General features: G+C 63.5%; 21 protein-coding genes. 6 read left to right on the top strand and 15 right to left on the bottom strand.

Going from position 1 to position 20,377, the window contains the following annotated elements:
• Nucleotides 1-5: 5 nt before the first annotated feature.
• Both AC0V2Y_RS11470 and AC0V2Y_RS11465 read left to right on the top strand, forming a co-directional pair.
• Nucleotides 6-1,184 carry an acyl-CoA dehydrogenase gene (locus AC0V2Y_RS11470; protein ID WP_230539163.1) on the top strand — a complete coding sequence of 393 codons (1,179 nt, stop codon included), beginning with the start codon at nucleotides 6-8 and terminating at the stop codon, nucleotides 1,182-1,184.
• 8 nt (nucleotides 1,185-1,192) lie between these two features.
• The gene (locus AC0V2Y_RS11465) at nucleotides 1,193-2,443 is read left to right on the top strand and encodes a CaiB/BaiF CoA transferase family protein (RefSeq protein ID WP_475414124.1); all 1,251 of its coding nucleotides are present in this window, start codon (nucleotides 1,193-1,195) and stop codon (nucleotides 2,441-2,443) included.
• A gap of 113 nt (nucleotides 2,444-2,556) precedes the next feature.
• Here the strand turns inward: AC0V2Y_RS11465 and AC0V2Y_RS11460 are convergent, their stop codons facing one another.
• The 3 genes from AC0V2Y_RS11460 to AC0V2Y_RS11450 are packed head-to-tail and all read right to left on the bottom strand — an operon-like array spanning nucleotide 2,557 to nucleotide 4,350.
• On the bottom strand, nucleotides 2,557-2,883 hold the full coding sequence (locus AC0V2Y_RS11460) for a barstar family protein (RefSeq protein ID WP_475414125.1): 327 nt from the start codon (nucleotides 2,881-2,883) through the stop codon (nucleotides 2,557-2,559).
• An 8-nt stretch (nucleotides 2,884-2,891) separates the two neighbouring features.
• Nucleotides 2,892-3,701, bottom strand: a complete 810-nt coding sequence (dapB, locus tag AC0V2Y_RS11455; protein WP_475414126.1) for a 4-hydroxy-tetrahydrodipicolinate reductase — start codon at nucleotides 3,699-3,701, stop codon at nucleotides 2,892-2,894.
• A 19-nt stretch (nucleotides 3,702-3,720) separates the two neighbouring features.
• Entirely contained in the window at nucleotides 3,721-4,350 is a 630-nt protein-coding gene (locus AC0V2Y_RS11450; protein WP_052139921.1) for an outer membrane protein assembly factor BamE, read from the bottom strand.
• 195 nt (nucleotides 4,351-4,545) lie between these two features.
• Between AC0V2Y_RS11450 and fur the strand changes: the two genes are divergently transcribed.
• A complete protein-coding gene (gene fur, locus AC0V2Y_RS11445) occupies nucleotides 4,546-4,977 on the top strand; it encodes a ferric iron uptake transcriptional regulator (protein ID WP_034745717.1) in 432 nt (143 codons plus the stop codon).
• Between the two features lie 36 nt (nucleotides 4,978-5,013).
• On the opposite strand, the gene hrcA is transcribed toward fur, so the two are convergent.
• Complete coding sequence (hrcA, locus tag AC0V2Y_RS11440) at nucleotides 5,014-6,030, bottom strand: heat-inducible transcriptional repressor HrcA (RefSeq protein WP_475414127.1); 1,017 nt, start codon at nucleotides 6,028-6,030, stop codon at nucleotides 5,014-5,016.
• 104 nt (nucleotides 6,031-6,134) lie between these two features.
• Nucleotides 6,135-6,860: an HAD family hydrolase gene (locus AC0V2Y_RS11435; protein ID WP_475414128.1), complete on the bottom strand. Its 726-nt coding sequence runs from the start codon at nucleotides 6,858-6,860 to the stop codon at nucleotides 6,135-6,137.
• A 244-nt stretch (nucleotides 6,861-7,104) separates the two neighbouring features.
• Between AC0V2Y_RS11435 and AC0V2Y_RS11430 the strand changes: the two genes are divergently transcribed.
• Together AC0V2Y_RS11430 and AC0V2Y_RS11425 are read left to right on the top strand one after the other, a co-directional pair.
• Nucleotides 7,105-7,704: a hypothetical protein gene (locus AC0V2Y_RS11430; protein ID WP_475414129.1), complete on the top strand. Its 600-nt coding sequence runs from the start codon at nucleotides 7,105-7,107 to the stop codon at nucleotides 7,702-7,704.
• Nucleotides 7,705-7,745: 41 nt separating this feature from the next.
• Nucleotides 7,746-8,327, top strand: a complete 582-nt coding sequence (locus AC0V2Y_RS11425; RefSeq protein WP_475414130.1) for a hypothetical protein — start codon at nucleotides 7,746-7,748, stop codon at nucleotides 8,325-8,327.
• A 187-nt stretch (nucleotides 8,328-8,514) separates the two neighbouring features.
• Here AC0V2Y_RS11425 and mmsB read toward each other — a convergent pair whose 3' ends face one another.
• From mmsB to AC0V2Y_RS11400, 5 genes are all read right to left on the bottom strand, one after another.
• A complete protein-coding gene (gene mmsB, locus AC0V2Y_RS11420) occupies nucleotides 8,515-9,417 on the bottom strand; it encodes a 3-hydroxyisobutyrate dehydrogenase (RefSeq protein ID WP_475414131.1) in 903 nt (300 codons plus the stop codon).
• A 122-nt stretch (nucleotides 9,418-9,539) separates the two neighbouring features.
• On the bottom strand, nucleotides 9,540-10,670 hold the full coding sequence (locus tag AC0V2Y_RS11415) for an enoyl-CoA hydratase/isomerase family protein (RefSeq protein ID WP_475414132.1): 1,131 nt from the start codon (nucleotides 10,668-10,670) through the stop codon (nucleotides 9,540-9,542).
• Nucleotides 10,663-11,448, bottom strand: coding sequence for an enoyl-CoA hydratase (locus AC0V2Y_RS11410; RefSeq protein WP_475414133.1), 786 nt, complete (start codon nucleotides 11,446-11,448; stop codon nucleotides 10,663-10,665). Before AC0V2Y_RS11410 ends, AC0V2Y_RS11415 begins: the two co-directional genes overlap by 8 nt.
• Nucleotides 11,445-12,605 carry an acyl-CoA dehydrogenase family protein gene (locus AC0V2Y_RS11405; RefSeq protein ID WP_436500134.1) on the bottom strand — a complete coding sequence of 387 codons (1,161 nt, stop codon included), beginning with the start codon at nucleotides 12,603-12,605 and terminating at the stop codon, nucleotides 11,445-11,447. The genes AC0V2Y_RS11410 and AC0V2Y_RS11405 overlap by 4 nt, the downstream gene beginning before the upstream one ends.
• A 9-nt stretch (nucleotides 12,606-12,614) precedes the next feature.
• Nucleotides 12,615-14,123 carry a CoA-acylating methylmalonate-semialdehyde dehydrogenase gene (locus tag AC0V2Y_RS11400; RefSeq protein ID WP_475414134.1) on the bottom strand — a complete coding sequence of 503 codons (1,509 nt, stop codon included), beginning with the start codon at nucleotides 14,121-14,123 and terminating at the stop codon, nucleotides 12,615-12,617.
• A 157-nt stretch (nucleotides 14,124-14,280) separates the two neighbouring features.
• On the opposite strand from AC0V2Y_RS11400, the gene AC0V2Y_RS11395 reads away from it, so the two are divergent.
• Complete coding sequence (locus AC0V2Y_RS11395; RefSeq protein ID WP_475414135.1) at nucleotides 14,281-15,663, top strand: short-chain fatty acyl-CoA regulator family protein; 1,383 nt, start codon at nucleotides 14,281-14,283, stop codon at nucleotides 15,661-15,663.
• Nucleotide 15,664: 1 nt separating this feature from the next.
• On the opposite strand, the gene AC0V2Y_RS11390 is transcribed toward AC0V2Y_RS11395, so the two are convergent.
• Genes AC0V2Y_RS11390 through AC0V2Y_RS11370 form a run of 5 tightly spaced genes read right to left on the bottom strand, consistent with a single transcriptional unit; the run spans nucleotide 15,665 to nucleotide 20,369 of the window.
• The gene (locus AC0V2Y_RS11390; protein ID WP_475414136.1) at nucleotides 15,665-16,720 is read right to left on the bottom strand and encodes an adenosine deaminase family protein; all 1,056 of its coding nucleotides are present in this window, start codon (nucleotides 16,718-16,720) and stop codon (nucleotides 15,665-15,667) included.
• A gap of 25 nt (nucleotides 16,721-16,745) precedes the next feature.
• A complete protein-coding gene (locus tag AC0V2Y_RS11385; protein WP_475414137.1) occupies nucleotides 16,746-17,690 on the bottom strand; it encodes a nucleoside hydrolase in 945 nt (314 codons plus the stop codon).
• A gap of 18 nt (nucleotides 17,691-17,708) precedes the next feature.
• A complete protein-coding gene (locus AC0V2Y_RS11380) occupies nucleotides 17,709-18,740 on the bottom strand; it encodes an ATP-binding cassette domain-containing protein (RefSeq protein ID WP_474293273.1) in 1,032 nt (343 codons plus the stop codon).
• Nucleotides 18,741-18,753: 13 nt separating this feature from the next.
• Nucleotides 18,754-19,533 (bottom strand): ABC transporter permease, encoded by a 780-nt coding sequence (locus tag AC0V2Y_RS11375; protein ID WP_070290842.1) that lies wholly within the window; start codon nucleotides 19,531-19,533, stop codon nucleotides 18,754-18,756.
• A complete protein-coding gene (locus AC0V2Y_RS11370; protein ID WP_436533310.1) occupies nucleotides 19,530-20,369 on the bottom strand; it encodes an ABC transporter permease in 840 nt (279 codons plus the stop codon). Before AC0V2Y_RS11370 ends, AC0V2Y_RS11375 begins: the two co-directional genes overlap by 4 nt.
• Nucleotides 20,370-20,377 lie beyond the last annotated feature (8 nt).

Raw genomic sequence — 20,377 nt, 5'->3', positions numbered from 1 at the left:
CTGTGATGAGCAAAACCGTATTCGACTGGAATTCCCCCCTGCTGCTGGAAGAACAACTGACGGGCGACGAACGCGCCGTGCTGGAAGCGGCGCGCGATTATTGCCAGGGCAGCCTGGTGCCCAGGGTCCTCGAATCGTTCCGCCATGGCCGCACGGATGCGGCCATCTTCCGCGAAATGGGAGAATTGGGCTTGCTGGGCACGACCATTCCGGAAGAATACGGCGGCGCCGGCCTGAACTACGTTTGCTACGGCCTGGCCGCGCGCGAAGTCGAGCGCGTCGATTCGGGCTACCGCTCGATGATGAGCGTGCAATCGTCGCTGGTGATGGTGCCGATCAATGCCTTCGGCAACGAAGAAACCAAACAGAAATACCTGCCGAAACTGGCGACGGGCGAATTCATCGGCTGCTTCGGCCTGACGGAACCGAACCACGGCTCCGACCCTGGCAGCATGGTCACGCGCGCGCGCAAGGTACCGGGCGGCTACAGTATCTCCGGCGCCAAGATGTGGATCACCAACAGCCCCATCGCCGACGTGTTCGTCGTCTGGGCCAAGGACGACGAGGGCGCGATCCGCGGTTTCGTGCTGGAAAAAGGCTGGAAAGGCCTGTCGGCGCCCGAGATCCACGGCAAGGTCGGTTTGCGCACCAGCATCACCGGTGAAATCGTCATGGATGAAGTGTTTTGCCCGGAAGAAAACGCCTTCCCCGACGTGCGCGGCTTGAAAGGCCCGTTCACTTGCCTGAACAGCGCGCGCTACGGCATCGCCTGGGGCGCGCTGGGCGCGGCCGAAGACTGCTACCTGAAGGCGCGCCAGTACACGATGGACCGCCAGCAATTCGGCCGCCCCTTGGCCGCCAACCAGCTGGTGCAAAAGAAACTCGCCGACATGCTGACGGAAATCACCATGGGCTTGCAAGGCTGCTTGCGCCTGGGCCGCATGAAGGACGAGGGCTCGCCGGCCGTGGAAATCACGTCTATCATGAAACGCAACAGCTGCGGCAAGGCGCTCGATATCGCCCGCGTGGCGCGCGACATGATGGGCGGCAACGGCATTTCCGACGAGTTCGGCGTCATCCGCCACCTGGTCAACCTGGAAGTGGTCAACACCTATGAAGGCACGCACGACGTGCACGCGCTGATCATCGGCCGCGCCATCACCGGCATCGCCGCCTTCAACTAATGGATGCCTTGGCTTCCACCCTCGCCTCCACCCTGCGGCCCGCGCCGTTGACCGGCTTGCGCGTGCTGGACCTGTCGCGCGTGCTGGCCGGCCCGTGGGCCGGGCAAATGCTGGCCGACCTCGGCGCCGACGTCGTCAAGGTCGAGCAGCCGGGCCGCGGCGACGACACGCGCTCCTGGGGGCCGCCGTATCTGAAGGACGAGGACGGCCGCGACACGGCCGAAGCGGCCTATTTCCAGTGCGCCAACCGCAACAAGCGCTCCTTGTGCATCGACCTGGCCGCCCCTGAAGGGCAAGCCCTGGTGCGCAAGTTGGCGCAAGAGGCAGACGTGCTGCTGGAAAATTTCAAGCTCGATGGCTTGAAGCAATATGGCCTGGACTCAGCCAGCTTGCTCGAACTCAATCCGCGCCTCGTGTATTGCTCGATTACCGGCTTCGGCCAGGACGGGCCGTACGCGGCGCGCGCCGGCTATGACTTCTTGATCCAGGGCATGGGCGGCTTGATGAGCATCACGGGCGTGCCCGATGGCCAGCCTGGCGCCGGGCCGCAAAAAGTGGGCGTGGCGCAGACGGACATCATGACGGGCCTGTACGCCACCATCGCCGTGCAGGCGGCGCTGGCCGAACGGGAGCGCTCGGGCCTGGGCCAGCATATCGACCTGGCCCTGCTGGACGTGCAAGTGGCGGCCCTGGGCAACCAGGCGGCGAACTACTTGTGCGGCGGCAAAGTGCCGCAGCGCATGGGCAATGCGCATCCGAACATTGTTCCGTATCAAGACTTTCCCACGGCCGATGGCGACATGATTCTGGCGATCGGCAACGATGGACAGTTTTCGCGTTTTTGCGCCGTCGCCGGCCACCCGGAATGGGCGCAGGATGACCGCTTCGCCACCAACCCGCAGCGCGTGGCGCACCGGGCCATCTTGATTCCCCTGATGCGCCAGACCACGGTCATGCGCACGACGGCCGAGTGGATCAGCGCCTTCGAGGCGCAAGCCGTGCCGTGCGGCCCCGTCAACCGCATCGACCAGGTCTTTGCCGACCCGCAAGTGGTGGCGCGGGGCTTGAAAGTGGAAATGCCGCACCCGACGGCGGGCACGGTGGCGCTGGTGGCCAATCCCGTGCGCCTGTCCGGCTCGCCGGTGCAATACCGCTTGCCGCCGCCCTTGCTGGGGCAGCATACGAACGAGGTGCTGCAGCAGTGGCTGGGGTTGGACGGTGAGGAGATTGACGGCTTGCGTGAGCGCAAGGTGGTGTAAATGTTGGTCGTCTGGACGTAGGTCGGATTAGCGCTTGCGCGTAATCCGACTTGCACAGCCAATAATGTTGTCGGATTACGGCCCGCAGGGCCTAATCCGACCTACGATTCTATTCACTTGAGTACCAGCTTCAACGCCGGCTTTTCACCATAATCGTCATAGCGTTCATTGATGCCGGCGATGCAAAACGTGATTTCTTCCAATAAATCAGGCACTTGCGCCTTCATCGCGTCAGCGTCCTGCACCACGATTTCCAGCACTTCGTTCGACTTCAAACGGAACTGCGTCATGTTTTCATCGTCGCGCAGGTAGCTGAGGCAATCGACCCAGGCATCCATGCTGTTGCCGTAGAACTCGGGGAAACCGAAGGCTTGCACGCATTGCGCGTGGAAGCTTGCTGCGTCGGTGATGTCTTTTCCATTCAGGATGGCAGTGGCCATGGTCTTCCTCAGTTCTTCAGCGACAGCACATCCTGCATGTCGAACAGGCCAGTCGGCTTGTCGGCCAGGAAACGCGCCGCGCGCAGGGCGCCGTGGGCGTAGGTGACGCGGCTGCTCGACTTGTGGCTGATCTCGATGCGTTCGCCGATACCGGCAAACAGCACCGTATGGTCGCCGACGATATCGCCGCCGCGGATGGTGGCAAAGCCGATGGTCGACGGGTCGCGTTCGCCCGTCACGCCTTCGCGGCCGTACACCGCGCACTCCTTCAGGTCGCGGCCCAGGGCGCCGGCCACCACTTCACCCATTTGCAGGGCCGTGCCCGACGGCGCATCGACCTTGAAGCGGTGATGCGCTTCGATGATTTCGATGTCGTAGCCTTCGGACAGGCTTTTCGCGGCCAGTTCCAGCAATTTCATGGTGACATTCACGCCCACGCTCATGTTCGGCGCGAACATGATGGCCGTCTTTTCGGCGGCGGCGGCAATGGCGGCCTTGCCCGCGTCATCGAAACCGGTGGTGCCGATGATCATCTTGACGCCGTGCTCGGCGCAATACGCCAGGTGCTGCAAGGTGCCTTCGGGACGGGTGAAGTCGATCAGGTAATCGGCATTGGCCAGGCCGGTGGCAAGGTCCGACTCGATCAGCACGCCGGCAGGCTTGCCAAGAAAGGCGGCGGCATCCTGGCCGACGGTCGGCGAGCCGACGCGGTCGAGGGCGCCGGTCAGCACGGCGTCGGGCGCGTTGCTGACCGCTTCGATCAGGATATGGCCCATACGGCCGCTGGCGCCAGCGATGGCGATTTTCAGTTCAGTCATTTTATTCTCTTACAGCAACTTATTTGGTGGGTTCGGCGGCAGGCGCAGGTGCCGGCTCGGCGGCAGGTGCCGGTGCAACTTCAGGCTTGCTCACAGGAATGGCAGGGGCGGCATCGGCCGGTACCGGCACGGCGCTTGGCGCCACGGGCGATGGCACGGCGGCGGCAGGCACGTCGGCCTTGGCGACCTTGGCGAATGGCGACGGACCGGCGATACGGTCGATATATTCTTTCTCCGTCGGCAAGTTGCCGCCTTCGAAACGCTCAACCTTGCCATCCTTGCCGAAGTACACGACCACGCGGCTGCTGGTGGTTTCGCCACTGCCCCGGGCCAGACGGAATGGATAATCCCAGCGGTCGGCATGGAAGATATCGGTCAGCAGCGAGGTGCCGAGGACGAAACGCACCTGGTCGCGCGTCATGCCCACTTTCAACTGGGCCAGCATCTCTTCGGAGACAAAGTTGCCTTGTTGAATGTCTGGACGGTACGGCGAGAAAAACCACATGAATTTTTGCAGCGGCGTAATGGTGGTCGTCTGCGCGCCCTGTTCGGGGACCAGTTCCTTGCCTTCTTTTTGAGCAGCTGCCGGCTTTTCGCCAAGGATGCCACGGCTGGCGCAGCCGGACATGGCCAGCGCGACACAGACCATGCCTGCCACGACTGGTGCTCGAAATGAAAGACGGTGCCAGAGAGATGGCAATACAGCCGGGGTTACGCGCATAAATGACCTCAATTGGATGAACAAAACGCCAGGAGTGACCGGCCCGCCAAAAAATGCATATTTTGGCACTCCCCGACAAAACGCTATATGATAAAGCACCTGACCCACATACGAGCAACAAACATGAGTAACAATCCTAGTGATCTCAAGGCAAGCGGCCTGAAAGCCACCCTGCCACGGCTGAAGATACTCGATATCTTCCAGAGTAGCCCGGTACGCCACCTGACCGCGGAAGATGTCTACAAGATTCTGCTGGCCGACAATATGGATGTCGGTTTGGCAACTGTCTACCGCGTCCTCACGCAATTCGAACAGGCAGGCTTGCTCAACCGCAACCATTTTGAAACCGGCAAGGCGATTTTCGAACTCAACGAAGGCTCCCACCACGACCACCTGGTGTGCCTCGACTGTGGCCGGGTCGAAGAATTCTTCGACGAAGAAATCGAAATCCGCCAGCAAAAAGTGGCCGAAGAGCGCGGCTTCAAGATCGCCGAACACGCCCTGGCCATCTACGGCAACTGCACCAAGACAGCCTGCCCGCACAAAACAGCCTGACCCACGCCGGCCGCTCCCGCAAGGGAAGGCCAGCCATCAATGCTGGCTGAGCGCGCTCGACAGCAGCTTGGCCGTGATGTCGACGATCGGAATGACGCGCTCGTAAGCCATGCGCGTCGGTCCGATCACTCCCAATGTTCCCACGATCTTGCCGTTGACTTCATACGGCGCCGTCACCACGCTCATCTCATCCATCGGCACCAGGTTCGATTCTCCGCCGATGAAAATCTGCACGCCCGTCGCCTTGCTCGACACGTCGAGCAACTGCATCAAGCCCGTCTTTTGCTCGAACATGTCGAACATCTGGCGCAGCGAATGCATATTCGATGACAGATCGCTCACGCTGAGCAAGTTGCGCTCGCCGGAAATGACCATGTCGTCGCTATGGTCGGCCATCGCTTCGCTGCCCGCTTCCACGGCCGCCTGCATCAGGCTGCCCATATCGTCGCGCAACTGGCGCAATTCACCCTGCAGGCGCACGCGCACGGCGTCGAAGGACAGGCCGCCGTAATTCTGGTTGATGTAATTGGCCGATTGCACCAATTGCGCCGGCGTATAGTCGGCTTCCGTCAGCAATAAACGGTTCTGCACATCCCCGCCGGGAGCGACGATGACGAGCAGGATGCGTTTTTCTGACAGGCGCAGGAATTCGATTTGCTGGAACACGGATTCGCGGCGCGGGCTGAGCACGACGCCGGCGAACTGCGACAGCGACGACAGCATCTGCGCCGCGTTGGCGATGGTTTTTTGCGGCTGCGGCGTCTGCAGGCGCATGCGCGATTCCACCAGGTGCTCGTCCAGGTGCCGGACGGTCAGCAGGGTGTCGACGAAGATGCGGTAGCCGCGCGGCGTGGGGATGCGTCCGGCCGAAGTATGGGGACTGGAGACATAACCGAGCTCTTCCAGGTCGGCCATGATGTTGCGGATCGTGGCCGGCGACAGGTCGAGGCCGGAAATTTTCGACAAGGCGCGCGAACCGACCGGCAGGCCGTCGGCGATATATCGCTCGACCAGGGCTTTCAGCAGTGTTTGGGCACGTGTATCGAGTTGCATGGTGTTTTAGGTAAGCAAATAATCTTTATTAAGCAAGCGGCAGCGAAAGCGGCCGAACCTGCATCAACAGCGCCTATTATGCACGTTCGCCCGGCCAGCGGCGATCAATCTTCCAGTTGCCCCTGCAGCCACAGCAGCAATTCATCAAAGTTGGCGCAGATGGCGTCGGGCTGCACGCCGGCGGCCAGGTGGGCGTCGCTGCCCTTGCGGTTCATCCACACGGCACGCATGCCCGCCCCTTGCGCCCCCGTCACGTCGAAATACAGATCGTCGCCCACATACACGGCTTCATGGGGCGCCACGCCCAGCGCGGCGCAAGCGGCCAGGAAGATGCTGGCGTCGGGCTTGGCCACGCCGAAATCGCTGGCGGCAATCGACACCTTGAAATGCTGCGCCAGTCCGATAATTTCAAGGTCCGCATTGCCATTCGAGATGGAGCCGAGCAGCAGGCGCTGGCGCATCCAGGCCAGGCCCGGCAAGACGTCGTCATACGGCTGGACCCGATGGCGCGCGGCCAGGAACTGCGCGATGGCGCCGTCGACCAGGGCGGCATCCTCGCCAGCGGCCTCGAAGGCGGTCAGCAGGCCCGCGCGGCGCAACTCGATCAGATTGCCATGGAAATGCGGTTGTTCCTTGAGCATGGCCAGGCGGTGCTGGCGCAACAGCTCGATGGAAAACTGCTGCGCCACCTTGGGCGCATGCGTGGCCAGCCAGTCGTGCAGCAGGGTTTCGGCGGCGGCAATCACGGGCGCGATGGGCCACAAGGTATCGTCGAGGTCGAACAGGATGGCCTTGGGCGGCACGGCAGGTTTTACAGGAGCAAGGGACATGGGACTCACGGTGGATGCCGCGCCACAGTGCGCAGCCTGCATCTATTGTCGCATTGATCGACGCCGCCAGCATGGCGGCGCCCCCATGAAATGGGGCCGGGCCAGCGCTTCCCGGCGAAAAATTGTTACAGGGTGATACAAGGCAAGATCATCCGGCTTGCCAGATAGACTAAAATAGGCGCCATTCCAATGCGGCGCCAGCGTCCGCGTTGCGCTACCCAACCTAATTCGTTTTGGAGAATGTATGAAAAATTTGTACCTGCGCTCGATGCTGGCGGCGGCTTGCGCCGTCACATTGGCGGCCTGCGGCGGCAGCGGCGGCAACCTGTATCTGAGCGGCCAAGTCTCCAATCTGGCAAAAGATGGCCTGATTCTGCTGAATGATGGCGAACGCCTGCCTGTCGCCTCAGGCCAGACCTCCTTTGTTTTCACCAAGCTGGTCAGCACCGATGACCGCTACGACATCACCATTGCGCAACAGCCAAAGGGCGCCGTCTGCACTATTACCAATGGCGTCGGCAAGGCATCGAGCTATACCGTGACCACGGCCTTCGTGAGCTGCGTGACCAACTCCTACCCGCTGAGCGGCACCATCACGGGCCTGACCGCCGACGGCTTGACCCTGGCCATCGGCAATACCACCACCAGCCCGCTGAAAGGCAGCACCAGCTATACATTCCCGAATGTCAATGACGGCATCGCCTACAATATTTCCATCGCGACGTATCCAACGGGCCAGACGTGCAGTTTCGTGGGTTCTGCCAGCGCCAACGGCCGCGACGTCGTCGGCACCATGGGTTCAGCCGCCACGACCGGCGCCACACTGAACTGCACGGCGCTGTAAGCCACGCGATTCGTCACCACTATATTGGATTGGAGAAATACATGAAGTTATCCTGCCTGCGCCCTGTCGCCGCGCTGCTGTTGACCCTGGGACTGGCTGCTTGCGGCGGCAAGGCCTCGTATGATGTCAGCGGCACCATCAGCAACTTGAACACCAACGGCCTGGTCCTGGCCAACGCCGGCGTCAACCTCCCGATTACAGCGGGCCAGACTTCGTTCACCTTTGCCAAGCGCATCGACTATGGCACCGACTACAACATCACCGTGCAGACCCAGCCAGCCCACATGACTTGCACCGTCAGTGGCGGGACCGGTTCGGCCGGTCACTACCTGAGCATCCAGGCGGCCGTCATGTGCACGCAAAATAGCTACACGGTAGGCGGCACGGTGACTGGCCTGACAGCCGACGGCCTGATCCTGATCAACGGCAATGCGCAAACCTCGGTGGCCAAGGACAGCACGACCTTCACCCTGGCGTCGCGTGTTCCCGATGGCGACACGTATGGCATCAGCATATTTGCCCAGCCGACCGGCTTGAAATGCAGCGTGGCGCCGAACACCGGCGTTGGCGTCATGGGCGAAGCGAACGTGACGACCGTGCAGATCGCCTGCAATCCGGCCTGATGCGGTGACGCTGGCAGCCGCGACGCGGCTGCCAGGAAGAGATATCATGGAAATCTATAGTTGATATTCGAAAGATAAATTGGAATTATATGTGGCGATGCAGCATAATGCATCTGTCTCCTCCAACTCTTCCAAGAATTGGATTTAGCCCGCTTTCACCAGCGGGCTTTTTTTTGTCCAAAATTTCTCAGGCCGGTTGATTCAAGCCCGGCTGCAGCATCTGCACGATGCTGGAGAAATCCTGCTGCGCATAACCGGCTTGCGCATGCATCTGGTACAGCTGGCGCACCAGCCCGCCCAAGGGCGTGGGCGCGTTCGCCGACAGGGCCGACTGCTGCGCCAGGCCCAGGTCCTTCAGCATCAGCGCCGTGCCGAAGCCGCCCGTGTAATTGCGCGAGGCGGGCGTGCCGTCCATGACGCCGGGCCACGGGTTGTACACTTCCAGGGTCCAGTTGCGGCCCGAACTCTTGGCCATGATCTCGGACAACACTTTCGGATCAAGGCCATGCGCCACGCCCAGGTTCAGCGCCTCGGCTGTCCCCGCCATCAAGATACCCAGCAGCATGTTGTTGCAAATCTTCGCTACCTGGCCCGCGCCCGCCTCGCCCGCATGGAAAATGTTCTTGCCCATCTTTTCCAGCAAGGGCCGCGCCTGCTGCAAGGCCACTTCGCTGCCGCCGACGATGAAGGTCAGGGTGCCGGCCGCCGCGCCCGCCGTGCCGCCCGAGACGGGCGCATCGATCATGGCAAAGCCGCGCTCGCTGGCCGCCTGCGCCACCTGCCGCGCCACGTCGGCCGCGATGGTGCTGCAATCGATGAACAGGGCGCCCGGCTTGGCCGAATCGAGCACGCCGCCGGCGCCCAGATACAGCTCCTGCACGTGCTTGTTGGCCGGCAGCATGGTGATAACGGCGTCGGCCGTCTGCACGGCCGCACTGGCGGACGCGGCCGCCGTGGCGCCCGCCTCGACCAGCGACGCCACCGCCGCCGGCGCCAGGTCGAACACGGACACGTGGAAGCCGGCGGCCACCAGGTTGCGGGCCATCGGCGCGCCCATGTTGCCCAGGCCGATAAATGCGATATGTTGCATGGTAAATATCTCCTGTAGCGCCTAAAAAAGCCCATGGCGTTGTTGCCTTGCCTCGTCGTACTAGTCGTACTGCCTTCGGCAAGGCGCCTAGCCCTGAGCATTTTTATGCACTACTTAAATGTTTAAATGTGTAGGTCGGCAAGTGGATGCGTGCTCCACGGCGCCGCAAAATACTCGTCCAGATACGCTGCGCTGACCTCGGCCAGGCTGGCCGGTTGCCACTGCGGCGCGTTGTCCTTGTCGATCAGCAAGGCGCGCACGCCTTCGCTGAAGTCTGCGTGGGCGCAGCATTGCACGGCAACGATCAGTTCCAGCTGGAACACTTGCGCCAGACTCATGTGCCGCGTGCGTACACGCATGTCCCACACCAAGGCGGCCGAAGTGGGCGCGCCCTTGTCCAGCGAGTGGGCCGCCTTTTGCAGCCAGACCGAATCGCCGTCATACGCGGCAATGGCGGCCACCACTTCGGGCAAGGTGGGTGCTTGCGTCAGCGCGGCGATGGCGTCGAAGTTGGCGCGCACTTCGGAGACGGGCAGCATGGAGGCTGGCGCCGAGAAGCCGCGCAGCAAGCGGCTCAGCTGCTGGTGATTCGCCTGCGGATCAGCTTGCCATTGCGCCAGCGCCAGCGCGTCGAGCACCATGTTCCGCTCTTCCTGGCGCAGGAAATAGTCGCCCAGGCCCGCGAACAGCGCGTCGGCCGCGTTCATCGGCGCGCCCGTCAAACCGAGGAACAGGCCGCTGCGGCCCGGCATGCGGCCCAGGAACCAGCTGCCGCCCACGTCGGGGAACAGGCCGATCGTGATTTCCGGCATGGCAATGCGCGTGCTTTCCGTCACCACTTTGTGGCTGGCACCGGCCATCAGGCCCAGGCCGCCGCCCATGACGATGCCGCCGCCCCACACCAGCAGCGGTTTCGCATACGTATGGATGCGGTGGTCGAGCCGGTACTCCTCGGCAAAGAAGGCCAGCGCCTGCGGGTTCGGCACGACACCCGGTTGCTCGGCCACGGCCGAACGCAGGCTGCGCACGTCGCCGCCGGCACAGAAGGCCTTGTCCGTCGACGATTGCAGCACCACGCAGGCGATGGCGTCGTCAGCATCCCAGCGCACGAGGGCGCCGTCGATGGCGCGGATCATGTCCAGGGTCAAGGCGTGCAAGGACTTCGGCGCATCGAGGGCGATGACGCCCAGCTTCTTGCCGCCGGGACAGTCGCGTTCCTCGATTTTCACGGTTTCAAGCAAAGTCTCAACCATTCTTCCACTCCGCCGGACGTTTTTCCAGGAACGCCTGCACGCCCTCTTTCTGGTCTTGCGTATCGAACAGGCCCAGGAACAGGGTGCGCTCGTCGGGCAGGGAATCGACCAGCGGATGGCTGCGCGCGCCCTGGATCAGGGTCTTGCACGCCGTCACGCTGCTGGGACTCTGGCGCGCCACCTTGGCGGCCAGGGCCAGTGCCGTGGCGGCAGCCTTGCCAGTTGGCACGACTTCCTCGACGAGGCCGATGGCCAGGGCCTTGTCCGCATCGACGCGCTCGCCACATAAAATCATGCGCTTGGCCCAGCCTTCGCCCACCAGCCACGGCAAGTGCTGCGTGCCGCCCGCGCACGGCAGCAAGCCGACGGAGGCTTCCGGCAAGGCCATCTGCGCGTGTTCCTCGGCGATGCGGATATCGCAGGCCAGCGCGCATTCGAGCCCGCCGCCCATGGCATAGCCATTGATGGCGGCGATGCTGACGCCACGAAACGCGGACAGTGCCTCGAAGGCCTCGCCAAACGCGGCGGCCATGGCGAACGCCGTGTCTTTATTGCCGTCAGCAAACACTTTCAGATCGGCGCCAGCCGAGAAGAACTTGGCGCCGCCGCCCGTGATCACGAGCGCGTACACGTCCGGATCAAGGTTCAGGTCGGCCACCAACTCTTTCAGGGCGCGCAGGCTGGCCAGGGTCCACGTGTGGGCGGGCGGGTTGTCGAGAGTCACCAGGGCCGTGTGGCCGCGGCGTTCCAGCAGCAGATTGGTATACACTTTAGTCATCGTAAGGTCTCCGTGGCGCCGTCTTTCAGAATCGCTCGCGCGACGATCAGGCGCATGATTTCATTCGTCCCTTCCAGGATCTGGTGCACGCGCGTGTCGCGCACATGGCGCTCGAGCGGGTACTCGCGGATGTAGCCGTAGCCGCCATGCAATTGCAGCGCATCGTTGGCCACATTGAAACCCACATCCGTGGCGAAACGTTTGGCCATGGCGCAATACGCCGTCGCATCCGGGCTTTCCTGGTCGAGTTTCCAGGCCGCCAGGCGCACCATCTGGCGCGCCGCCACCAGTTCCGTCAGCATGTCGGCCAGCTTGAATTGCAGCGCCTGGAACTGGGCCAGCTCGCGGCCGAACTGCGTGCGCTCCTTCATGTACGCCTGCGCCCGCGTCAGGGCCGCCTGCGCCGTGCCCACCGAGCACACGGCGATATTGATGCGCCCGCCATCGATGCCCTTCATGGCGATGGCAAAGCCTTCGCCTTCCGCGCCCAGCAAGTTACCGACAGGCACTTTCACCTGATCGAAGCTGATGATGCGCGTGGGCTGACTGTTCCAGCCCATCTTTTCTTCTTTCTTGCCATACACGATGCCGGGCAAATTCGCCGGCACGGCAAAGGCGGAAATACCGGCCGCGCCCTCGCCGCCGGTTCTCGCCATGACGATCAGCATGTCCGTCTGGCCCGCACCCGAAATAAACGCTTTCGTGCCGTCCAGCACATAAAAGTCGCCATCCTTGACTGCCTTGGTACGCAAGGACGCCGCATCCGAGCCCGACTGCGGTTCCGTCAGGCAATAGCTGGCCAGCTTCTGACCGGCGGCCAGGGCCGGCACCCACTCGTCGCACAGCGCTTCCTGCCCCCAGCGCGACAGCATCCAGGTAGCCATGTTGTGGATCGTGATGTAGGCCGTGGTCGAGGTGCAGCCGCCGGCCAGTTCCTCGAAGACGATGGCCGCGTCCTGGCGGGAGAGGCCCAGGCCGCCCCAGCGCTGCGGCGTGTACAGGCCGCAAAAGCCCATCTCGCCCGCCTTGGCGATGGTTTCCACCGGGAAGATCGATTCCGCATCCCAGTGCGCCGCGTGCGGCGCCAGTTCGCCTTCGGCAAACGCGCGCGCCGCCTGCTGGAACTCGCGCTGTTCGTCGCTCAATTCAAAGTCCATGGCCACTCCTTACTTGAGGCTGATGGTGGTGTTGACCTTGCCCACCGAGGCCGCATCCGTGAACCAGCGCTGGGTGATCGTCTGCGTCTGCGTGTAGAACAGCACGACCTGCTTGCCGAACGGACCCAGGTCGCCCAGCTTGGAGCCGCGCGAACCCGTAAAGCTGAACAGGGGCACGGGCACGGGAATGGGTACGTTGATGCCCACCTGGCCCACGTCGATTTCTTCCTGGAAATAGCGCGCGGCCGCGCCGCTTTGCGTGAACAGGGCCGTGCCGTTGCCGTTCGGATTCGCGTTCACCAGCGCAATCGCTTCGTCCAGGGTATCGACTTCGACGACAATCAGGACGGGGCCAAAGATTTCCTGGTCATACACGACCATGCCGGGCTTCACGCCGGACAAAATCGTCGGGCCGACGAAGTTGCCGTTCGGATAGCCATCGACCTTCACGTCGCGGCCATCGAGCGTCAGCACGGCGCCCTGTTCGATGCCCTTGGCGACCAGGCTGTGCACGCGCTCTTTTGCCGCGCAGGAAATCACGGGGCCCAGGTCCGGGTTGTCCTTGCCTGCGCCCACGCTCAAGCCTTGCGCCTTGGCGGACAGTTCCGGCAGCCACTCGCGCGCTTCGCCCACCAGCACGGCAACGGACGCGGCCATGCAGCGCTGTCCGGCCGCGCCGAAACCGGCGCCCAACAGCTGGTTCAGGGTCTGTTCTTTATTGGCATCCGGCAAGACGACGGCATGGTTCTTGGCGCCCATCATGCATTGCGCGCGCTTGCCGTTCAGGCTGGCGCGCTGGTACACATGCGTGCCCACCTTGCTCGAGCCGACAAACGAGATGGCCTTGATATCCGGATGGTCGCACAGGGCGTTGACCACGTCTTCGCCGCCGTGGATGACGTTCAGCACGCCGGCCGGGATGCCCGCCTGCAAGGCCAGGCGCACGAGTTTTTCCGTCACGAGCGGATCTTGCTCCGATGGTTTCAGCACGAAGGTATTGCCGCAGGCAATCGCCATCGGGAACATCCACAGGGGGATCATGGCGGGGAAATTGAACGGGGTAATGCCGGCGCACACGCCCAGCGGCTGCATCACGCTGTAGGTGTCGACGCCGCCAGCCACGTTTTGCGCGTATTCGCCCATCTGCAGGGTGCCGATATTGGCGGCATGCTCGACCACTTCCAGACCGCGGAAGACGTCGCCTTCCGCATCGAGCAAAGTCTTGCCCTGTTCCATGGTGAGGGTGGCGGCCAGGTCGGCCATGTTTTCACGGATCAGCTGCTGCAATTTCAGGAAGATGCGGGCACGGGCGCCGATCGGCGTCTTGCGCCAGGTTTTGAAGGCGCGCTGGGCCGAGGCGATGGCCGCGTTCACTTCATCGGGCGTGGCGAACGGTACCTTGGCCAGGACTTCCTGCGTGGCGGGGTTGACGACGTCGCGCCAGACGGTGGTGCGGGATTCGACCCACTCGCCGTTGATCAACAGTGGAACGGTCGGAATTGCGGTTTGCGTGGTCACTCGGTGTCTCCTCGTTGGGGTATAGGTCTGTTTGCATTATTCGCACAATCCAGCCTGCAAACAAGGCGTGAAAATGCGAGATAATGCAAAGATGAATCTGTTAATCTGCAAAGATTGTAAATTTGCAGATTCCACAAACCGGGGAAGAGGAAACGCGATGGCAAAGGTTTTCATGGGCGTGCGCCTGCAGCGGCTGCGCGAGGAACGGCGCATGACGCAGGTGGCGCTGGCCAAGGCCCTGGGCATCTCGCCCAGCTACCTGAACCAGATGGAGCGCAACCAGCGCCCGCTGACGGTGCCGATTCTGCTGCGCATCGGCAGTGTTCTCGGGGTCGATCCGCAAATCTTTTCCGAACACGACAGCGCCAGCCTGGTGGCGGACGTGCGCGACGTGTTCGGCGAATTGCCCGACGCGCCGCCCACCTCGATGGCGGAATTGAAAATGTTGGTGGAAAACATGCCGGAGCTGGCGCGCTCGATTTTGCTCTTGCAGCGGCGCTACCGCGTGATGGCGGAACGGGCCGATACGCTGGCCGCGCGCCTCGACGACGGCAGCCGCGGCGCCAGCTCGGCGGCGCCCTCCACGGACGAGGAAGTACGCGAATACCTGAACCGGCGGCAAAACTATATCGATGAACTGGACCGGGCGGCGGAGCGGGTGGCGGGCGAACTCGATCCCGCCCTGCGCACGCTCGACGCGCTGCAAGGCCGCCTGCTGGAGCGCCACGGCATCCAGGTGCGCTTGTCCGATGGCGACGCGGGCATGGTGCGCAAGCACCGCTACGACGCGCAACACCATATCCTGTTTCTGCCCGACACCCTGACGGGCGGCCAGCGCGCCTTCCAGATGGCGGCGCAAATCAGCCTGCTCGAGCACAGCGACTTGATCGACGCGCTCGTGCTGGCGGCAGGACTCTCCGGCGCGGCCGCGCAGACGGGCGCGCGCCTGGCGTTTTCCAATTATTTCGCCGGCGCCCTGCTGATGCCGTACCAGCGCTTCCTGCAGGCGGCGGAGACGCGCGCCTACGATATCGAGCGCCTGGCGCACCAGTTCGGCGTGGGTTTCGAAGCCGTATGCCACCGTCTGAGTACCATGCAGCGCCCCGATGCGGCGGGGCTGCCGTTTTTCTTCGTGCGCGTCGACCGCGCGGGCAATGTCTCGAAGCGCCAGTCGGCGACGGACTTCCATTTTTCCAGGGTGGGCGGCACGTGTCCGTTGTGGATCGTCTACGACGCCTTCAGCCATCCGGGCCAGGTGCTCACGCAAGTGGCCAGCATGCCCGACGGCTGCACCTACCTGTGGATCGCGCGCCAGGTCAGCACGGCGTCGCCGGGTTTCCGCGCACCGGGCAAGACCTTTGCCGTGGCGCTGGGCTGCGATATCTCGCAGGCGCACCGGCTGATCTATTCGAAGGGACTCGATTTGCACGATCCATCCAGCGCCACGCCGATCGGCACGGGCTGCAAGGTGTGCGAGCGCCAAAGCTGCCCGCAGCGGGCGTTTCCCTCGCTGCTGGCCCCACCACCGGCGTCGGCCTGATTTACTCGATGACCCTGGCCCGCAGCGCGTCGAACTCGCGCGTAAATTCCGCGCGCCAGTCGCGCCGCGTGCTCTCGTCTATCCAGGCCGCGTCGAGGCCATTCAACATGAAGCCGCGCATGTCGTCGAGGCCGAAGCCGAATTCGCGCATCATCATCCAGGCGCCCGTCGGCGTCACGTGGTGCAGGGTCGGATCGTCCGTGTTCGGATGCAGTTTCAGGCCCAGCTTGGCCATGGCGCGGATCGGGTGGTCGAGCGCCCAGCGTTCGGGCGCCAGGGTGCGCAGATAATACGAATTGGTGGGCACGACGGTAAACACCAGGCCCCGTTCCACGCAGCGCTGCGCCAGTTCAGGATTGTCGACGATCGTGTAGCCGTGGTCGACCCGGTCCACCTGCAATTCGTCTATCGCCGTCGCCACGTTCATCCACGGCATGCCGAATTCGCCCGCGTGCGCCGTGCACTTGAAGCCGGCGGCGCGCGCGGCGCGGTAGGCTTCGATGAAGAGCTCCGGCGGACGGTCGTTTTCGCGGTAGTCGATGCCGATGCCGATCACTTCCGGCGCGCGGTAAGCTTTCATCCACTCCACCATCTGCGCGGCTTCGGCGGGAGCCGCTTCGCGGTCGATGCTGGGGATCAGACGGCCGATCACGCCAAAATCCCTTTGCGCATCGCGGATGGCGGCCACGATGGCGTCTTGCGCCGACTCGTAGCGGATGCCCGAGACGCGCACGGTGCCGGTCGGATTCCAGAAGAACTCCGCATAGCGCACGCCATGGCCATGCGCGTCTTCCAGGTATTCATACGCCAGGCAATACAGGTCCGTCGGCGAGACGATCAGGTGCGCGTCGAGCGCGCGCAGCACGCGCAGTACGCCGACGGGCTTGTCGCCGCGCGTATAGAACGCGTCGATTTCCTCGGGCGTGACGACATTGCCCGTCTTGGCGGCCAGCGCGCGGAAAGTAGCCTGGCGCACCGTGCCGAACAGGTGGCAATGCAGCTCCACTTTCGGCATGGCGCGTAAAAACTGTTCGATGCTCAGGGGAGAATTAGACATGAAGCTCGTTTCGTAGTGAAGTGGGTCAGACGAGAATGGCGGCCAGGCGGCGCATCAGGCGCTCGATGGCGGCGGGACCGTCGGCCAGCATCGCCACCTGCGTGTTGATGGCGGCGCGGCGCGGCACGCGGAATTCGCACACCGTCATGCCGCGCGTCAATTCGCCCGTCAATTCGATGGCCACGTGAGCCGGCTGGAACTGGAACAGCTGCGGCGCTTCCAAATACAGGGCCACCACCGGGTCGTACATGGGCATGGGCACGGAACCGTCGCTGCTGCGGATGCGCACATACGCTTCCAGGTAGCCTGCCAGACGTAGCGCGCGCGGCGTGCCGAGGGCGCGCAGGCGTTCCACTTCCGCATTCGTCACCAAGAGCTGACGGCACAGGTTCAGGCCGAACATGCGCAGCGGGATGCCGGATTTGAACACCTGGGCGGCCGCTTCCGGGTCCGCATAGATATTGAATTCGGCCGCCGCCGTGTGGTTGCCCTGGTCGGTCGAGCCGCCCATCAGGATGATTTCGACGATTTTCTCGGCGATGTCGGGCGCGCGGGTCAAGGCGGTCGCCAGGTTCGTCATCGGCGCGATCGCCATGATGGTGATCTGGCCCGGATGCTTGCGCACGGCGGCGATCAGCGCGTCGACGGCGTGGCCGGCAGCATCGCTGTCGGCGCCGGGCGGCAGCACCTCGCCCGTGGTCGGCATGCCGCTGTCGCCGAGGATGCGCTGCGCCGTTTCGATGACGCCGGCCAGCGGCTCTTCGCAGCCGCGGTAGATCGGCACCGTCAAGCCGTCATGCGCCTTGATGCGCAAGGCATTGTCGTAGGTGATGTCGACGGGCGCATTGCCCGCCACCACGCTCACGCCCAGCCACTCGATAGCGGGATTGCTGCCCAAGAGCAGCATCGTCAGCCAGTCGTCGAAACCGGGATCGGTGTCGAGCCAGATCTTTTTCAAGGCTTGGGTCATGGTGGCTTTCAGTCGAGGTTAGGCGGCCAGGCACAGGGCGCTGTCGGACGGCAGCACGAACGAGACGGCCGTGCCTTCGCGCCAGGCGGCGCCGCCGGCCGCGCAAATGCCCTTGACCTGGCCCAGCGGCGTTTGCAGCAGGTATTCGACGGTGTCGCCCAGGAAGCCGCGCGCCAGCACGGTGCCCGGGTAGTGAGCCGCCGCGTCATCGGGCGCGCAGACGCGCACCTTGTCCGGACGCCAGCCCAGCACCGTGGTGCCGGCAGCGACGGGGGACGTGTACGGCAGGCTGGCGCCGGCATGGTGCAGCGCGCCGTCGCGGTAGTCGAACAGATTTTCGAAACCCATGAAGTTGGCGACGAAGCGCGTCGACGGCGTATTGAACACGGCTTCCGGCGCGGCCAGCTGCTCGATGCGCCCGCCGTTCATGACGACGATGCGGTCGGACAGGGCCAGCGCTTCTTCCTGGTCATGCGTCACGTACAGCATGGTGATACCCAGTTCGCGCTGGATGCGGCGCAGCTCGGCGCGCATCTGCACGCGCAGCTTGGCGTCCAGGTTCGACAGCGGCTCGTCGAGCAGCAGCAGGGCCGGCTCGACGACGATGGCGCGCGCCAGCGCCACGCGCTGCTGCTGGCCGCCGGACATCTGCGCCGGCAAACGCGTTTCAAAACCCGTCAGGCCGACGGCGGCGATCACGGCTTCCACTTTCGTTTTCAGCAAAGCTGGCGCCACCTTGCGCAGGCGCAAGCCGAAGGCGATGTTGTCGTACACGTTCAGGTGCGGGAACAGCGCGTAGGACTGGAAGACCATGCCGATATTGCGTTTATTCGGCGCCAGCTTGCCGATTTCGCGGCCGTCGAGCACGATGCGGCCCGACTGCAGCGGCATCAGGCCGGCGATGGCGCGCATGGTGGTGGTCTTGCCGCAGCCGCTGGGGCCCAGCAGGGAAATCAGCTCGCCCTGCTCGACGTGCAGGTCCAGGTCCTTCACGGACGTCGTGTTCTTGGCGTAGCCGAGGTTCAGCTTGTGCAGTTCCAGATAACTCATCGTGTGTTGCCTCTTACATGTATTTAGAAATGCCCAGCACCTTCTCGGTCACCATCACGAAGGCCATGGTGAACAAGACCAGCAAGGTCGACAGGGCAGCGATCGACGGATCGAAGCTGTTTTCCATATGCCCCAGCATCTCGATCGGCAGGGTGCTGATGCCAGGCCCCGTCAGGAACAGCGAGACGGGCACCTGGTTGAACGAAGTGACGAAGGCGAGGAAGAAGGCGGCGATCACGGCGTTGCGGATATTCGGCAGCACGATCATGAAGAAGGCGCGCAAACGCGACGCGCCCAGCGTGATGGCGGCATCTTCGATATCCACGCGCAGATTCACCAGGCTGGCGTACACGACGCGCACCGAGTACGGAATCAAGAGCGCGATATGGCCGATCAGCAGGCCCACGTACACGGGCGCATTGATCGTCAGCACCAGGTGGTGCAGCAAGCCCAAACCGACCAGGATGGCGGGAATAATCAGCGGCGACGTCAGGATTTGCCGGATGGCGCCGATGCCGGGCGGCGGCATGCGCGAAAACGCATACGCGACGGGAATGCCCAGCAGGAGCGCGATGACGGTGGCGATCAGGCCGATTTCCAGGCTGGTCTGGAAGGCGCGGCGGAACTCGGGCGCAGCCCACACTTCGAGGATCCAGCGCAGCGAATACGACTCGGGCGGGAAGGCCAGCGTTTCGCCGCCGGAAAAGCCGGCCAGCACGACGATGGCGAAAGGCCCCAGCAGGAACAAAAACACCAGCCACAGGACGGCGCGCGAGAATAGGCTTTCTTTCATACGGAGCTCCGGCTCGAGGAAATACGTTTAAGGCCGGCATTGACCAGCAGGGTCATGCAGACAAGGATGACGGCGATGACGTTGGCCGCGCCAAAGTCGCTCTCCACGCTGACCTTCTGGTACAGCAGCGTTTCCAGCATCAGCACCTTGGTGCCGCCCAAGAGGGCCGGCGTCACGTAGGCCGTCACGCAGCCCGTAAATACCAGCGTGCCGCCGACCACCAGGCCTTCCTGCGTCAGCGGCAGGGTGACCTTGCAGAATACTTGCCATGGATTCGCGCCCAAAGTCGCCGCGGCCGGTTCCACGTCGCGCGGCAGGTTTTCCAGCGCGCCGGCCAGCGACATCAGCATCAGCGGCAGCAGCAGTTGCAGCAGGCCGACAAAGACGGCGAACTCGCTGAACAGCAAACGCAGCGGCTCTTCCGTGAAACCCATGTTGACGAGCGCCGCGTTGACGGCGCCGTTACGGCCCAGCAAGACGATCCACGCATAGGTACGCGCGATGGGCGAAACCATCAGCGGCAGGATCATCATGCCGACCACCAGGCCGCGCCACTTCGGCGACACGCGCGCCACGGCTTGCGCGGCCGGGTAGCCGAGGATGATGGACGCCAGGGTTACCAGCGCGGCGATGCGCAGGGTGCGCCAGAAGATGGTGCGGTTGAATTCCTGCGAGAAGAATTCGATGAAGCGGTCGACGCCCCACTGCATGCCGTCGCCGACGCGGAAGGCGTCGACCAGCAAGGCCAGCACGGGCAGCAGGAAGCAGACGACGATAAAGATCAGCGCAGGCAGGACCAGCAGCAGTCCCAGGCGCTTTTTTGGATCAGCAAACATGGCGTTCT

Source organism: Janthinobacterium sp. BHSEK (assembly GCF_056174685.1).
The sequence above is the reverse complement of the archived record's forward strand: the minus strand, read 5'-3'. Positions and strand labels throughout refer to the sequence as shown.